16 protein-coding genes and 1 tRNA gene are annotated in these 14470 nt (G+C 74.9%); 14 read left to right on the top strand and 3 right to left on the bottom strand.

Features of this window, described 5'->3' with window-relative positions; translation table 11 throughout:
- The first annotated feature begins 147 nt into the window (after window positions 1-147).
- The 4 genes from O4J56_RS30070 (at window position 148) to O4J56_RS30085 (ending at window position 5308) form a co-directional block, all read left to right on the top strand.
- Window positions 148-789, top strand: a complete 642-nt coding sequence (locus O4J56_RS30070; protein WP_270690492.1) for a class I SAM-dependent methyltransferase — start codon at window positions 148-150, stop codon at window positions 787-789.
- 118 nt (window positions 790-907) lie between these two features.
- Entirely contained in the window at window positions 908-2206 is a 1299-nt protein-coding gene (locus tag O4J56_RS30075) for a M16 family metallopeptidase (protein WP_270690494.1), read from the top strand.
- A 68-nt stretch (window positions 2207-2274) separates the two neighbouring features.
- Entirely contained in the window at window positions 2275-3627 is a 1353-nt protein-coding gene (locus O4J56_RS30080) for a M16 family metallopeptidase (protein WP_270690495.1), read from the top strand.
- 325 nt (window positions 3628-3952) lie between these two features.
- Window positions 3953-5308, top strand: coding sequence for a serine/threonine-protein kinase (locus O4J56_RS30085; protein WP_408639195.1), 1356 nt, complete (start codon window positions 3953-3955; stop codon window positions 5306-5308).
- A gap of 147 nt (window positions 5309-5455) precedes the next feature.
- Here O4J56_RS30085 and O4J56_RS30090 read toward each other — a convergent pair.
- Window positions 5456-5531 (bottom strand) — tRNA-Leu (locus tag O4J56_RS30090).
- A gap of 138 nt (window positions 5532-5669) precedes the next feature.
- The gene (gene bcp, locus O4J56_RS30095) at window positions 5670-6155 is read right to left on the bottom strand and encodes a thioredoxin-dependent thiol peroxidase (protein WP_270690496.1); all 486 of its coding nucleotides are present in this window, start codon (window positions 6153-6155) and stop codon (window positions 5670-5672) included.
- Between the two features lie 225 nt (window positions 6156-6380).
- Here bcp and O4J56_RS30100 point away from each other — a divergent pair, with 225 nt between their 5' ends.
- A complete protein-coding gene (locus tag O4J56_RS30100; protein ID WP_270690498.1) occupies window positions 6381-7469 on the top strand; it encodes a CDP-alcohol phosphatidyltransferase family protein in 1089 nt (362 codons plus the stop codon).
- 37 nt (window positions 7470-7506) lie between these two features.
- The gene (locus tag O4J56_RS30105) at window positions 7507-7908 is read left to right on the top strand and encodes a DUF3618 domain-containing protein (protein WP_270690499.1); all 402 of its coding nucleotides are present in this window, start codon (window positions 7507-7509) and stop codon (window positions 7906-7908) included.
- 146 nt (window positions 7909-8054) lie between these two features.
- Here the strand turns inward: O4J56_RS30105 and O4J56_RS30110 are convergent, their stop codons facing one another.
- Window positions 8055-9272 (bottom strand): alanine racemase, encoded by a 1218-nt coding sequence (locus tag O4J56_RS30110; protein ID WP_270690500.1) that lies wholly within the window; start codon window positions 9270-9272, stop codon window positions 8055-8057.
- Between the two features lie 208 nt (window positions 9273-9480).
- Between O4J56_RS30110 and purU the strand changes: the two genes are divergently transcribed.
- The 8 genes from purU to O4J56_RS30150 all read left to right on the top strand — a co-directional run bounded on the left by purU (window position 9481) and on the right by O4J56_RS30150 (window position 14086).
- On the top strand, window positions 9481-10377 hold the full coding sequence (purU, locus tag O4J56_RS30115; protein ID WP_270690501.1) for a formyltetrahydrofolate deformylase: 897 nt from the start codon (window positions 9481-9483) through the stop codon (window positions 10375-10377).
- 301 nt (window positions 10378-10678) lie between these two features.
- On the top strand, window positions 10679-10885 hold the full coding sequence (locus tag O4J56_RS30120) for a CsbD family protein (protein ID WP_270690502.1): 207 nt from the start codon (window positions 10679-10681) through the stop codon (window positions 10883-10885).
- Between the two features lie 74 nt (window positions 10886-10959).
- Window positions 10960-11475, top strand: a complete 516-nt coding sequence (locus tag O4J56_RS30125; RefSeq protein WP_270690503.1) for an Asp23/Gls24 family envelope stress response protein — start codon at window positions 10960-10962, stop codon at window positions 11473-11475.
- Window positions 11472-11780 (top strand): hypothetical protein, encoded by a 309-nt coding sequence (locus tag O4J56_RS30130; protein WP_270690505.1) that lies wholly within the window; start codon window positions 11472-11474, stop codon window positions 11778-11780. The genes O4J56_RS30125 and O4J56_RS30130 overlap by 4 nt, the downstream gene beginning before the upstream one ends.
- Before the next feature lie 188 nt (window positions 11781-11968).
- A complete protein-coding gene (locus O4J56_RS30135; RefSeq protein WP_270690506.1) occupies window positions 11969-12139 on the top strand; it encodes a hypothetical protein in 171 nt (56 codons plus the stop codon).
- Window positions 12136-12567 (top strand): Asp23/Gls24 family envelope stress response protein, encoded by a 432-nt coding sequence (locus O4J56_RS30140; RefSeq protein WP_270690507.1) that lies wholly within the window; start codon window positions 12136-12138, stop codon window positions 12565-12567. Before O4J56_RS30135 ends, O4J56_RS30140 begins: the two co-directional genes overlap by 4 nt.
- Window positions 12568-12856: 289 nt before the next feature.
- Complete coding sequence (locus O4J56_RS30145) at window positions 12857-13462, top strand: DUF6286 domain-containing protein (protein WP_270690508.1); 606 nt, start codon at window positions 12857-12859, stop codon at window positions 13460-13462.
- Between the two features lie 27 nt (window positions 13463-13489).
- On the top strand, window positions 13490-14086 hold the full coding sequence (locus O4J56_RS30150) for an alkaline shock response membrane anchor protein AmaP (RefSeq protein ID WP_270690511.1): 597 nt from the start codon (window positions 13490-13492) through the stop codon (window positions 14084-14086).
- Window positions 14087-14470: the final 384 nt, after the last annotated feature.

Genomic DNA, 14470 nt, shown 5'->3' on the forward strand with positions numbered 1-14470 from the left:
GCTGTGGGTTCAGCGGCCCCGGCAGCACCATCATCCACCAACAGATCTCGGGAAACCCGGCCTTATGACGGCTCTCTTAAGCCCGACTTCCCCGAGATCAACGTCAGGGGGAGCCGACCATCTTCACCGATCCCGAAAGACGGCCCCATGACCGCGACCGCCCCCGCCATGCCCTCCGACCTGCTCGCCGCCGCCGAGGCCGCCAAGGGCTTCATGCCGAAGGAGGAGGGGCTGGCGCTGTACGAGGCCGCGTGCGCCTACGCGCCCCTCGGGCCCGTGCTGGAGGTCGGCACCTACTGCGGCAAGTCCACCGTCTACCTGGCCGCCGCCGCCCGCACCTGCGGCGGCACCGTCGTCACCGTCGACCACCACCACGGCTCCGAGGAGCACCAGGAGGGCTGGGAGTACCACGACCCCTCCCTGGTCGACCCGCGCACCGGCCGCATCGACACCGTCGGCGAGTTCCGCGGCACCATGGCCGCCGCCGGGGTGGAGGACACCGTCGTCGCCGTGCTCGGCCGCTCGGCCGACGTCGCCCGGCTGTGGGCGCGCCCCCTGGGCCTGCTGTTCATCGACGGCGGCCACACCGAGGAGGCCGCCCAGGCCGACTACGCCGGGTGGAGCCCGCATGTCGCCCCCGGCGGCGCCCTGGCCATCCACGACGTCTTCCCCGACCCCGCCGACGGCGGCCGCCCGCCCTACAACGTCTACCGCCGCGCCCTGGACTCCGGGGAGTTCACCGAGACCGCCGTGCAGGGGTCGCTGCGGGTGCTGCGGCGCCGCGGCTGAGCCGCGCGGACGCGTGCGCGCGCCCCGGTGTGGCGTGCGCGCGCGCAGCCCCGAACGCATAGGCTTCGTTGCGGGAAAACGACGACGAACGAGGCGCGAACGAGGGGTGCAGACACACGTGACCACCAACGCTGCGGGACAGGTCGGTCAGTACACACTCGACAACGGGCTCAGGCTGGTCACCGCCCCCGCGGCGACCGGGCAGGTGGCCGCGGTCAACCTCTGGTACGGGGTGGGCTCGCGCCACGAGGTCCCCGGCAAGACGGGGTTCGCCCACCTGTTCGAGCACCTGATGTTCCAGGGCAGCCGCAACGTGGCCAAGGGCGAGCACTTCGACGCCGTCGAGCGGCTCGGGGGCGAGATGAACGCCTCCACCTCCACCGACCGCACCAACTACTACGAGACCGTGCCCGAGCACGCCCTCGACCTGGCCCTGTGGCTGGAGGCCGACCGCCTGGCGACGCTGCGCGACGGCATGACCCAGGAGGTCCTGGACAACCAGCGCGACGTGGTCAAGAACGAGCGGCGCCAGCGCTACGACAACGCCCCCTACGGCACCGCCCTGGAGCGCATCCTGCGCCTGGGCTACCCGCAGGGCCACCCCTACCACCACCCGACCATCGGCTCCATGGCCGACCTGGACGCCGCCGACCTGGAGTACGTGCTCTCCTTCCACCGGCTCCACTACGGGCCGGACAACCTCGTGCTCACCGTCGTCAGCGACCTGGACCCCGAGGACGTGCGCGAGCGCGCCGAGCGCTACTTCGGGTCCATCCCCGTCCGCGAGCGGATCCCGCAGGCCCCCGACGCCGCGCTGTCCGGGCCCATCGGCGGGCCGGTGCGCGAGTCGGTCACCGAGAACGTCCCGGCCGCCGGGGTGTTCCTGGGCTACCGGGTCGCCCCCTACGGCGAGCGCGAGTTCGACGCCATGCACCTGGCCTCGGCCGTGCTCGGCCAGGGGCAGGGCAGCCGGCTGTACCGGCGGCTGGTCATCGAGCGCGAGCTGGCCGCCCCCGGCGACGCCGCCGACCTGCTGCCGTTCCGCTACACCCCCAGCCTGATGCTGGTCAACATGATCGCCCGCGAGGGCGTGGAGGGCGACGCCCTGGAGGCCGCCATGCTGGAGGAGGTCGAGAAGCTGGCCGCCGGCGTGGAGGAGTCCGAGCTCGACCGGGCCCGCGCCATCCTGGAGCGCGACCACCTGCAGGCCGTGTCCACCCCCTCCGGCCTCGCCGACGAGCTGGGCAGCTGCACGCAGCTCTTCGGCGACCCGACCCTGGCCTACACCTGGCCCGAGCGCTGGGCGGATATCGGCCCCCGCGAGGTGGCCGAGGCCGCCGGGCGGCTGCTCACCGCCGAGAACCGGCTCACCGTCCGGTTCGACCCCGAGGAGGCGCCCGCGGCCGCGGAGGCCTGACCCCGCCCCGCGCCCGCCGACCGCGCCCCACCGCGCCGACGAACCGACCAGTCGAAGAGAGAGACGACGTGAGCCAGCTGCAGCCCCGCCCGGACCTCGGCGACCCCCGGCCCTACACCTTCCCCCGCCACCGGCGCCTGAGCGTCGGCGGCGGCGAGATCGTCGCCCTGAACGTGCCCGGCCAGAAGTACGCCTCCATCCGCCTCGTGCTGCCCAACGGCGGCGCCTACGAACCCGCCGGCCGCCGCGGGGTCACCATGCTCACCGGGGAGGCGCTGGAGGACGGCGTCCACGGCGACAACTCGCTCGCGCCCGAGCTGGAGCAGCACGGCGCGGACTGGGTCTGCTACGCCACCTGGGACAGCTTCGTCGCCGGGGTGGACGCGCCCACGACCCGCATCGGCGACGCCACCCGGCTGTTCGCCGAGGCCGTGCGCACCCCCGCGCTGCGCGACGAGGACGTGCTGCGCCGCCGCGAGCAGGTGCTGGAGGGCTTCTGGCTGGAGGCCTCCCGCCCCTCCCGCCTGGCCATGCGCGCCATCGGCGGCCAGCTGTTCAGCGGCCGCTACGCCACCCCGCTCAGCGGCGCCCCGGTCGCGCTGCAGGACGTCACCCCCGACATGGTGCGCGACTTCCACCGCTCCACCGTCGCCGCCGCGGCCGGGACCCTCGTGGTCGTGGGCGACCTGGACGGCGTCGACCTGGAGGAGATGGGCCGCACCGTCTTCGGCGGCGCCGAGCCCGCGCGCCGCCCCGCCGAGAGCGCCCCCGAGCCCGCCCCGCACGACCTGCCGCGGGTGCTGCTGGTGGACCGGCCCGACTCGGTGCAGTCGGCGATCGTGCTGGCCCAGCGCGCCCCGTCCCGCTCGGCGATCGACCTGCCGCGCGCCGACGGGATGAGCGAGGTGCTGGGCGGCATGTTCACCTCCCGGCTCAACCTGGAGCTGCGCGAGCGCCTGGGCTACACCTACGGCGTGGGCAGCCGGTTCGACCTGCGCCGGGACAGCGGGGTGTTCCTCATCAGCACCCAGGTGGACACCCCCACCACCGCCCCGTCGGTCACCGCCTCCCTGGAGCAGATCCGCCGCCTGCAGGAGGGCGGCGTGACGGGCGAGGAGCTGGAGGCGGTGCGCCAGTCCAACACCGTCGGCCTGCCGGTGACCTACTCCAACGCCCGCAGCATGGCGCACGCGCTGGTCGAGATGGTCGTGCACGACCTTCCCGAGGACCACGTGGACCGGCTGCGCGCCGGGTTCGACGCCCTGACCGCCGCCGACCTGGACGCGGCCGCCCGGGAGTACCTGGACCCGGCGGCGATGGCGCTGATCGTCGTGGGCGACGCGGCCCGGCTCAAGGACCCGCTGGGCGAGGCCGGATTCGGCGAGGTCGACGTGCGCGACCCGGAGAACCTCTGGAACTGACCGGGGGCCCAGGGGAACCGATCGGCTCCGCCGCGCATCGGACCCCGTGTGGCGGTCGCCGCCGAGCGGCGGCCGCCCCTTCCGCTCCCGCCCGTCCGCGCCTTGCGGGGGTGGACGGGAGCGGAGAGCCATGTCACGGTATGCGCCCGCATGGGACGGGATCGGCCGGACATAACAGAAGTGGACCTAAGTGGCTGTGATCCCGCATCCGCCCGCTCGGAAGCGCCCATGAGCTGATATAACGAGTGATCCGAGCAGGAATCGCAGCGACAGCGACCGCACGTGCCCGCAGGAGGCCGCCATGGCCCTCGACCAGACCCGCTGAGTGACCGTGTCCTCCATCGAGAACCCAGAAGCAGAGCGGCCGGAGCGGCCGCGCGAGCCGTCGCGTTCGGGAACGCTGGAGGCGGCCCCCGAGGAGCGCGTGCTCAAGGGCCGCTACCGCCTGCGCGAGGAGATCGCCCGCGGCGGGGTCGGCACGGTCTGGCGCGCCACCGACGAGGTGCTCGACCGCGAGGTGGCGGTCAAGGAGCTGCGGCTGGCCACGGACCTCACCGAGGAGGAGCGCGAGTCGCTGCTGCGCCGCACCACCCGCGAGGCGCGGGTGGCGGCCCGGCTGAGCCACCCCGGCGTGGTCACCGTGCTGGACGTGGTCGACGAGGACGACCGCCCGTGGATCGTGATGGAGCTGGTGGTCGCCTCCACCCTCAGCGAGATCGTGCGGATGGCGGGGCCGCTGCCCTACCAGCGGGTCGCCGAGATCGGGCTGCAGCTCATCGACGCCCTCAAGGCCGCCCACGACGAGGGCATCGTGCACCGCGACGTCAAGCCGGACAACGTGATGATCAGCGACGGCGGCCGGGTCGTGCTCACCGACTTCGGGCTGGCGGCCTGGGCCGGGGAGTCGGCGCTGACCACCTCGGGGCGGATCATCGGCTCGCCCTCCTACATCCCGCCGGAGCGGGCCAAGGCCGGGCCGGTCGGGCCCGAGTCGGACCTGTGGTCGCTGGGCGCGACGCTGTACACCGCGGTGGAGGGCCACCCGCCCTACGACCGCAAGGGCTACATCCGCATCCTCAAGGGCGTGGAGCTGGAGGAGCCGACGGAGGCCGAGCACGCCGGGCCGCTGGCCCCGGTGCTGGCCGGGCTGCTGCGGGTGCAGCCGGCCGACCGGCTCACCGCCGAGAGCGCCACCAAGATGCTGCGCATCGCCGCCCTGGCGCCGTGGGCGCCGGAGACCAGCCCGGAGACGGCCGCCCGCTCGGCGGCCCAGACCGGCGCCGATCCGGTGGTGCCGCACCAGGCGGAGCCGGTCTCCGACAGCGGGGCGCAGGCGGCCCCGGACCCCGAGGGGTCGGCGGGCTCCGAGGGCTCCGGGGACGGAGAGGGCGACGCGGACGGCGCGGGCTCGGAGTCGGCGCGCGAGCACTTCAGACAGGGCGCGCACGTGCTGCGGGAGTCGGTGTCCGAGTCGGTCTCGCACCTGCACGAGCGGCTGCAGCGGCACCGCCCCGAGGCGGTCGGGCACCTGCTCACGTCGATCCGCGAGTCCACCGACACCCTGGGGCTGACCAGCTCGGGCAAGCACCGCAGCGGCAGCCGGCTGCCGAAGGCGGCGGCGGTGGCCGCCGGCGTGCTGGCGCTGCTCGCGGTGGTGCTGTGGGCGCTGCTCTTCCGCTGACCGCACCGCCCCCGCGATGATCCCGACGGAAGTGCTGTCGAAGCTGTCGAAACCGCGGTCGTGACGGCACCTTCGCCGAGATCACCGGCCGGGAGGACGGGAACGGGGCGCAGGCCGATGCCTGCACCCCGTTCTCCGTATCCGCGGTAGGGCCGGCGGGATTCGAACCCGCACTGTATGCGACCTAAACGCATTGCCTCCTAGCCGATTGGGCTACGGCCCCAGCGCCCGTGCGCCCCGCGCCTGCCCCGTGCCTCGGGTGGGGCGGCGGGAGGGCGGCGCGCCTCGGAAGCGTACGTCCGAGAATGGCAGCACCCGCCGACCCACCGCAAGTTCACCGGCGCAGGAGCCGGAATCGGCGCTACAGGCCGAGTTCGCGCTTGACGCGGTCCACGTGGCCGGTGGCCTTCACGTTGAAGAAGGCCTTCTCCACCGTGCCGTCGGTGCCGATGACGAAGGTCGAGCGGATCACGCCCTGCACGACCCGGCCGTAGTTCTTCTTCTCCCCGAAGGCGCCGTAGGCCTTGAGCACGCCCTTGTCCGGGTCGCCGAGCAGCGGGAAGGTCAGGCCCTCCTTGTCGCGGAACCGCGCCAGCTTCTCGGGGGCGTCGGGGGAGATGCCCAGCACCGTCAGGCCCGCCTCGTCGAAGTCGCGCAGGTTGTCGCGGAAGTCGCAGGCCTCGGTGGTGCAGCCGGGGGTCATGGCGGCCGGGTAGAAGTACAGCACCACCCGCTTGCCGGTGGAGGCCAGCACCTCGCTCAGCCGCACCTCCTTGCCGTCGGCGTCGGGCAGGGTGAAGTCGGGGGCGGTGTCGCCCGGCTGCGGGCGGGTGTTCGCGTCGGTCACGGCGGTCCTCGGAATCCTCTCGCTCCTGTGGGCTCCTCCCAGGGTAGAGGGGGTCGGCGGGAGGGGCCGGACGGGTGCGGGGGGTGCGTCCGACAGGCCGGGATCGCGTAGGATCAGGCGAATCCCGGACCGGTCCGCATCTTGTCGCGGCGCCCCGCATGCGTAGACTCGTCCGTCACACGCACCCCTACCGGGACCACCCAACCGTTCGGGAGCACACCGACGATGGCCGAATACACCTTGGACGACGTGCGCGAGCGCACCTGCCGCACGCGGGACTCGTGGTGGACGGTGGCGTTCGTCGATCCGCTGGCGGTGCGCCTGGTGCGGGTGCTCGCCAACCGCACCCGCGTCACCCCCGACCAGCTCACCGTCGGCGCGCTGTTCCTGGGGCTGGGCGCCGCGGCGCTCTTCGCGATCGGCAGCCCGGCGCTGTTGGCCGCCGGAGCCGTGCTCTACTACCTGTGCTTCCTGCTTGACTGCATGGACGGCAAGCTGGCGCGGCTCACCGACTCCGAGACGCTGTTCGGCTCGTGGATGGACTACGCCTTCGACCGGTTCCGCGTCCTGGTGTGCGCCATCGCGCTCATGGGCGGCCAGTACGTGGCCACCGGCGAGGTGGTGTTCGTCTGGATGGCGCTGGCGGTGGTCTTCACCGACATGCTGCGCTACCTGGACACGCTGCAGGTGTACAAGATGCGGCGGGAGATGCGCTCGCGCATCGCCGGGGTGCTGGAGCGGGCCCGCGCCGAGCTGTCCATGCTCGACGACGGGTCCGGCGGCGGCTCCGGGCGGGACGGCGCGCCCATGAGCGACCAGGGTGAGCAGGCGGTGCTGCGGCACGGCATCTCGGTCCTGGAGGAGCTGCTGCGCACGCACCACGAGAAGGAGACCCGCCAGGACAAGGTCGCGGGCAAGCACCCCGACGTGCACGTGATCCGCCCGCTCCCGCCGGTGGACCTGCACCACGAGTTCCGCTCCCGGTTCCCCTGGTACCAGCGGATCTGGGACGCTCTGAAGGCGCGGAGGGTGCGCACCCACCTGGTGAGCGGCATCGAGTTCCAGATGGCGGTGTTCGTGCTGGCCCCGCTGGCGGGGGCGGTGGTGCCCGCCTCGATCGTCGGGATCACGGCGGTGGCGGGCGTTTTGCTCCTCGCGTTCGAGATCGCCATCATCTATAAACTGTGGTTGTCCACGCGGGACTACTTCCGCGTCGTGGACGGCATCGAAGGCGCCCTGGGGTTCACCCGGGCGCCCGGGGAGGGGCCGGCGGCCGACGCGGCGCCGGAGTCCTCCCAGCCGACCCCGCGGTAGCTCGGACAGGCCCTGCGGCAGCGGAAGGAAGCACGGTATGGAGGCACGCGACCCCGCGGGGGCGCGCCGGGACCCGGCCGGTGTTCAGGCCGAGATCGAGCAGGTGCAGCGCAGGCTCGCCTCGGCGATGGACGAGATCGCGGACCGGGCCAGGCCCGCCAACGTGGCGCGGCGCGGCGCCGAGCGGCTGCGCGATGCCGGGGTGCGGCTGGCCGACGAGGCGCGGGCGGTGGTGTCCGGCGGCGCGGTGCGCCTGGACAGCCGGACCGAGGAGCCGCCCGAGGGCAGCATCCGGCTCAAGGGCGAGGACGAGGTGGTCTCCACCTACACCACGCGCGGGCAGCTCCCCCCGGAGGCGCTGATCCTGGGCGTGGGCATCGGCGCGGCGGTCGTCGTCGGCGTGGTGGCGCTGGTGCGCCGCAAGCGCCGCGGGGGCTGAGCCTCCGGCGGGCGCGGCACACGGCCGGTCCACGGGCGGCACACGGCCGGCAAGCGGTCGGCGCGGCGAACGGGATCCGGAACGCGGCGGGGAGGCGCTCCCCGCCGCGTTCGGCGTTCGTGGGCCCCGTCCGGCGCCCGTGGGCCCTACAGGAACGTCCGGCCCTCGCCGCGGTAGGTCGGCACCGAGCCGATCACTCGGGGGTCGGAGCCGTCCAGGCCCTCGATCAGGTGCAGCTCGTCGAAGCGCTCGCACATCTCCCCGGCCTTGGCGTGCCGCATCCACACCCGGTCGCCAACCTCCAGCGCGTCGGCGGCCGGTCCCAGAAGCGGGGTCTGCACCTCACCGGCGCCCTCGGTGGGGCTGTAGGAGAGCCCCTCGGGCAGGTAGGGCTGCGGCAGCCGGTCCCGGTCGCCGGTGCCCGAGGCCAGGTAGCCGCCGCCCAGCGCTGTGGCCGCGCCCGGGGCGGGGCGGCGCACCACCGGCAGCGCGAACAGCGCCGCCGGGCGCCGGTCCACGCCGGTGTAGTGGTCGAACAGGCGCGGCTGGTACAGCCCCGACCCGGCGGCGACCTCGGTGACCGCCTCCTCCCGCGCGGTGGTGGACAGGCTTCCGGTGCCGCCGCCGTTGACGAAGCGGACCGGCGCGACCGCGCGCACCGCTTCGGCGATCGCGGCGCGGCGGGCGGCGAGCTCGCGACGGGACAGCGCCTGCACCCAGCGCAGGGTGCGGCCGTAGAGCGGGCGGCCGGGCGGGGCGTCGCCCACCCCGGCGATCTGCGCCTCGTAGGCCATGATCCCCTCCAGGCGCAGGCCGGGGCGGCGCACGATCGCCCGGGCCAGCGCGGCCGCGTGGGCGGGGGAGCGCAGCGGGGAGCGGTGGGCGCCCACGCGCATGCGCGGCCCGAGCGGCTGCCAGCTGGTGTCGACGTCGATGCAGACCCGGACGGGGCGGGCGGGATCGGGGGCGGCGCGTTCGATCAGGTCGAGGTGGGCGGTGGAGTCCACCATCACGGTGATCCGCTCGGCGGCGGCCGGGTCGGAGGCCAGGGCGGCGAGGGCCGACCCGTCGGCCGTGGGGTAGGCGACGAGGATGTCGTCGCTGACGGGGCCCTCGGGGCCGGTCGCCAGCCACAGGGCCTCGGGCAGGGTGAAGGCCATGATCCCGGCGAACCCGGGGAGCGCCAGGGCCTCGCGGAGCAGCGGGCGGCACCGCACCGACTTGCTGGCGAGGCGGATCGGGGTGCCCGCGGCGCGGCGGGCGAGGTCGGCGGCGTTGGCGCGGAAGGCGTCCATGTCGACGGCGGCGAAGGGGGGCTGCAGGCCCGCGGTCGCCGCGTCGTAGGTCTCGCGAGCGCTTCTCATGACCGGAGCATGCCACATTTCATGAAAAACGTTCACGTATGCCCCCCGTCGAGTCGGACGGGCCGGGCGTGCCGGGCGCGGCACGGCCGGGACCGGCCGCCACGGCGGTGGTGCGCGCGAAGCGGCCCCGCCGCCCGCGCACCACCGATACCCTGGAGGATCGCCGCCGACCTGCGGATCACCGTCCCCGATGGAGTGCGCCCGGACCATGAACGACCGTGAATTCGTGCTGACGCTGTCCTGCCCCGACGGCCGCGGCATCGTCGCCGCCGTGGCCAACCTGCTCGCCGGGCACGGGTGCACCATCACCGAGAGCCAGCAGTTCGGCGACCCCTACACCGGGCGCTTCTTCCTGCGCACCCAGTTCGAGGCCGAGGAGGGGCAGGGCGCCGCGCCGGTCGGGGAGGACCGGCTGCGCGAGGCGTTCGCCGGGATGGCCGCCGGGCTGCCCGCCCCCGCCGGGGACGCCGACCCGACCGTGGAGTGGCGGCTGTGGAACCGCACCCGCCGCCCGCGCATGCTGGTGATGGTCTCCAAGTTCGGGCACTGCCTGAACGACCTGCTCTACCGGGGGCGCAGCGGGCTGCTGGAGGCCGACATCGCCGCGGTCGTCTCCAACCACCCGGACCTGGGCTTCCTCGCCGACTCCTACGGGGTGGACTTCCACCACCTGCCGGTGTCGCCGCAGAACAAGGGCGAGCAGGAGCGGCGGGTGCTGGAGCTGGTCGACGCCTACGACGTCGACCTGGTGGTGCTGGCGCGGTACATGCAGGTGCTCTCCGAGGAGCTGTGCACCAAGATGTCGGGCCGGATCATCAACATCCACCACTCGTTCCTGCCGAGCTTCAAGGGGGCGCGCCCCTACCACCAGGCGCACGCGCGCGGGGTGAAGCTGGTCGGCGCGACGGCGCACTACGTCACGGCCGACCTGGACGAGGGGCCGATCATCGAGCAGGAGGTCGCCCGGGTCGACCACACGCACAGCCCGGAGCAGCTGACGGCGCTCGGGCGGGACCTGGAGTCGGTGGCGCTGGCGCGCGCCGTGAACTGGCACGCGCAGCGGCGGGTGCTGCTGAACGGGTCGAAGACCGTGGTCTTCCGCTGACGGGGCCGCCCCGGAGGCGGACCTGGGGGCGGACCCGGGGGCGCGATCCCGACGCGCCCCCGACGACCGAGGCGAGTGACCGACACCGGTGACCGAGGCCGGGGACTGAGACCGGGGACTGAGACAGACGACCGAAACCGGCGAGGCCCGGTTTCGGTCGTTTTGATTTTTATTACGTTGCGATTCTTTATTGCAACGCTGTGTGTAAGTACGGTTCCATTCGGGTCCCGGAGCGGCGCGTACGGGGGTCCGAGCCCGGGAGGGGGCGGACGCGCGCCGGGGACGCAGGGGAGGGAGACCGATGGGCGCCGAGGAGAAGTGGGACGACGCGGTCGGCAAGGCCAAGGAAGGGCTCGGCAAGGTCACCGGCGACAAGGGGACCGAGGCCGAGGGCAAGGCCGAGCAGGCGAAGGCGGGCCTGAAGGAGAAGGCCGAGGAGGCCGCGGACAAGGCCAAGGAGAAGGCCGGCGAGGCCGCCGACAAGATCAAGGACGTCTTCGACCGCTGAGGGCGCCGGGGGCACGGAGGGTGCCGGGGGCGCCGGGGCGCCGCCGGGCTCCGGCCGGAGCAGGGGGGATCGCAGTGACCGAGGTGCAGAACCGCGAAGGGGCCGATTCCAAGGTCCCGGAGGCGCGGAGCGATGACCGCGCGGCGGACAAGGCGCGCGGGCAGGGCCGCGACCTGGTGACGGGGCAGGGCCGGACCGAGATCGCCGACCACGTGGTCGCCAAGATCGCCGGTATGGCCGCGCGCGAGGTGCGCGGCGTGCACGCCATGGGCGGCGGCGCCGCCCGGGCCTTCGGGGCGGTGCGCGACCGGATCGCCTCCACCACGGGCGGCGACTCCGACGCGGGGTCGGCCGCGCGCGGGGTGTCGGTCGAGGTGGGCGAGACGCAGGCGGCGGTCGACATCGACCTGGTCGTCTCCTACGGGGTGTCCATCCCGGACCTGGCCTCGGCGGTGCGCCGGAACGTGATCGGCGCGGTGGAGCGGATGACCGGGCTGGAGGTCACCGAGGTGAACGTCAGCGTGGACGACATCCACCTGCCCGACGACGAGGCGGCCGACTCCGGCGACGACGCGCCGAGGGTGCGGTGACGGCGGAGCGGCCGCCGGGCGGCGACCCGGTCGCCACCGCGCGCCGGGTCGCCGAGCGGGCGCTGGGCGTGCCGGACGTGGTGGAGCTGTCCGCCGGGTCGTACGGCACCACGGCGACGCTCGGTGCAGGGGTGCGGGTGAAGGGGGTCTCCGTGCACCAGGGGGACGTCCGGGTGGGCGTGGTGGTCCGGTACGGCCGCCCGGTGCCCGAGATCGCGGCCGAGGTGCGCGAGGCGGTCCGCCCGGAGGTGCCCGGGCGCGCGGTGCACGTGGAGGTGGAGGACGTCGTCGCGGGCGCGGGGTGACCCGCGGGGCCGTGGCGTCCGGTGGCCGGAGACCCGGTGGCCGGGGCGGGCAGGTGCGCGGGGGAGCCGGTGGGGTGAACCGGGCGCATAGGCGGGGTGGGGCGGCAGGGCGGTCGAAGCCGTGCGAGGCGTTGGGGCCGCCGGGGTCGTCGGAGCCGCTCCGGGAGCGGCACGAGGAGGGGATCGGGATGTGGCCGATCGTGGGACTGGCCTTCGGGACCGTTCTCGCGCTCGCCGGGGCGTTCGGCGGGGTCGGGGCGTTCCTGCTGGTCTTGGTGCTGGGTGCGCTCGGCTTCCTGGCCGGGCGGGCCTATGCGGGCGAGATCGACCTGGCCGAGCTGTTCACCCGGCGCACATGAGCGGCAGGGCGGCGGAGGCGGCGATGGCGGCCGAGACGGCGGACACGGAACCGGTCGGCGCGGGAGCGGCGACGGCCCCGGCGGTGCCGGACCAGCGGACGGGCGGGCGGGGGCGGCACGCCGCCGCGCCTCCGGCGGAGGAGCGGGGGAGCACGCACATCCCCGCGTCGGTGGTGGAGAAGATCGCCGCGCGGGTGGCCCGGGAGGTGCCCCGGACGCGTTCGGCGCGTGCGCAGGCGCGTGTGCGCGGCGGGACCGCGGTGCTGAAGCTGGCGCTCGGGGTGGACTACCCGGCGCCGCTGCGCCGAACCTGCGCGGCGGTGCGCGAGCGTGTGGCGACGCGGGTGGCGGAGCTGACCGGGCTCGCGGTGCCGCAGGTGGACATCGAGGTGACCGAGCTCCGGCAAGGGCGGGTACGCGGCGGCTGAGTAGCGCGCTGGCGGGCGCCCCTGGGAAGCGCTGAGGGCGAAGCAGGCACGCGGACGGAACGGCGCGTGCCTCGCAGCGGCAGATGAGCGGCGGGGGCTACCTGCCCTGAGGACGCGACTCCGGGTGGGACAGGAGCCGCCGCGCGGTTGCGGCCCGTCGGGCCGTTGGGCCGTCGGCCCGTCGGCCCGTCGGGCTGACGGGCCGGGGGAGCGGACCGCCGCCACCGACACACACAGCCGTGGCCGGTGAGGCGATGTCCGGTGAGGCGATGTAGCCGGGGAGGCGACGATGACGACCGTTGGACAGGTGGCCGGGGCGCCGGGCACGGCCGTCGTGCGCCGCGCGCGCCGGACCGCGCGCAGGGCCTTCCGGCCGAGGAGGTCGTGGCCCGCGTTCATCGCGGCGGTGCTGGTGCTGGCGGTGGCGGTGCTCGCGGGGGCCGCCGCGGTCTCCGCGGTCGCGGGCGCGCCGCTTCGTGTACCGGTGGTCGGGGACGCACTGGACAGGGCCGCCGGCATGCGCTGGCGGGACACGGCGGTGCTGGTCGCGGCGGGCGGAGCGGCCCTGGTCGGGCTGGTGCTGCTGGTGTCGGCGCTGCTGCCCGGGCGCGCCAGGTGGACGGCCCTGCGCACCGACGACCCCGACCTGGTGGTGGGGCTGTCGCGCTCGGCGCTGCGCCGGGCCGTGGCGGCGGCCGCGCGCGGGGTCTCCGGGGTGCGCGGTGTGCGGGCGACGGTGCGGCGGCGCGCCGTGCGGGTGCGGGTCGACACCGAGCTGCGGGACCGGCCCGACCTGCGCGACGAGGTGGCGGAGGCCGTCGAGGAGCGGCTGGATGAGCTGGTCCCGCTGCGCCGCCCCAAGGTGCGCGTGCGGGTGCGGACGGCGAAGGCGTGAGTGGGCGAAGGCGTGAGTGAGGGTGCCATGGGCTGGGTGAGCGGGACACGCCGGACGGCGCGCGGGAACCGGTGGGGGCTGGCCCTGGTGGGGCTGGTGCTGGCGGTGGCGGGCGGCGGTGTGCTGGCGCTCGGCCTGGGGGCGTTCGGCGCCGGCGCGGCGGGGACGCCTGTGGGGGCGGGTCCGGGTGCGGTGGGACTGCCGTCGCCGGGGTGGCTGCCGTATGGGGTGGCGGCGGTGGCCGTGGTCGTGGCCCTGCTGGCGCTGCGGTGGCTGTTCGTGCAGGGGCGCGTCGACCGGGTGAGGCGCGTGGTGGTGGAGCCGGAGGCGGGCGAGGGGCGTTCGGAGCTGGTGTCGGGGGCGGCCCAGGGGGCGGTCGAGGAGGCCGTCGGCGCCGTGGCGGGGGTGCGCAGGGCGCGGGCACGGCTCCTGGGGTCGGAGCGCGCGCCGCGGCTGCGGCTGGATGTGGTCGTCGACGATGACGCGGACGTGGCCGAGGTGTGGTCCAGGGTGCGGGGCGAGTCCCTGTCCGACCTGCGAGGGGCACTGGAAGTGGACCGCCTCCCGACGGTGGTGCGGATCTCGATGGCAGCCCCGAAACGCAACCGCGCAAGGGTGGCTTGAGAGGGCGTGACGGGGGCGGCGGCCAGACGACGGCCGTGCGCGGACCCGTCGAGGAACACGGCGACGGCTGGGCTGGTACCCCGCTTGAGGGCCCCGGCCGGGTGGCGGGCGGTCGGGGTGTGAGGTGGAGGGGCGGCGACGAGGGAAGCGGGCGGCCCGCGGGGCAGCGCTGTCGGGCGCGGCGCGTGCGGGTGGTCGGCGTGATTGGCAGCGACGGAGCGAGCGGGGAGGTTCCCGGGCGCTGCCTGCCGTCCGGCGGGCTTCCCGCGGTCCGGGAGGTCCCGCGGCCGGGTGGGCGGGTGGTTGCCCGCGTTCGCGGCGGCTGCAGCCCCGGTGCGCCCCTGCCCGGCGATGATCTCGACAAAGGTGCTGTCATTCCGGCGG

It is taken from the genome of Nocardiopsis endophytica, from assembly GCF_027706725.1.
Taxonomy (GTDB): Bacteria; Actinomycetota; Actinomycetes; order Streptosporangiales; family Streptosporangiaceae; genus Nocardiopsis_A; species Nocardiopsis_A endophytica.

Coding starts and splice junctions, on each gene's coding strand:
- O4J56_RS30070 (WP_270690492.1), top strand. CDS start 148: ATGACCGCGACCGCCCCCGCCATGCCCTCCGACCTGCTCGCCGCCGCC.
- O4J56_RS30100 (WP_270690498.1), top strand. CDS start 6,381: ATGGCCGAATACACCTTGGACGACGTGCGCGAGCGCACCTGCCGCACG.
- O4J56_RS30105 (WP_270690499.1), top strand. CDS start 7,507: ATGGAGGCACGCGACCCCGCGGGGGCGCGCCGGGACCCGGCCGGTGTT.
- O4J56_RS30110 (WP_270690500.1), bottom strand. CDS start 9,272: ATGAGAAGCGCTCGCGAGACCTACGACGCGGCGACCGCGGGCCTGCAG.
- purU (WP_270690501.1), top strand. CDS start 9,481: ATGAACGACCGTGAATTCGTGCTGACGCTGTCCTGCCCCGACGGCCGC.
- O4J56_RS30120 (WP_270690502.1), top strand. CDS start 10,679: ATGGGCGCCGAGGAGAAGTGGGACGACGCGGTCGGCAAGGCCAAGGAA.
- O4J56_RS30135 (WP_270690506.1), top strand. CDS start 11,969: ATGTGGCCGATCGTGGGACTGGCCTTCGGGACCGTTCTCGCGCTCGCC.
- O4J56_RS30140 (WP_270690507.1), top strand. CDS start 12,136: ATGAGCGGCAGGGCGGCGGAGGCGGCGATGGCGGCCGAGACGGCGGAC.
- O4J56_RS30145 (WP_270690508.1), top strand. CDS start 12,857: ATGACGACCGTTGGACAGGTGGCCGGGGCGCCGGGCACGGCCGTCGTG.
- O4J56_RS30150 (WP_270690511.1), top strand. CDS start 13,490: ATGGGCTGGGTGAGCGGGACACGCCGGACGGCGCGCGGGAACCGGTGG.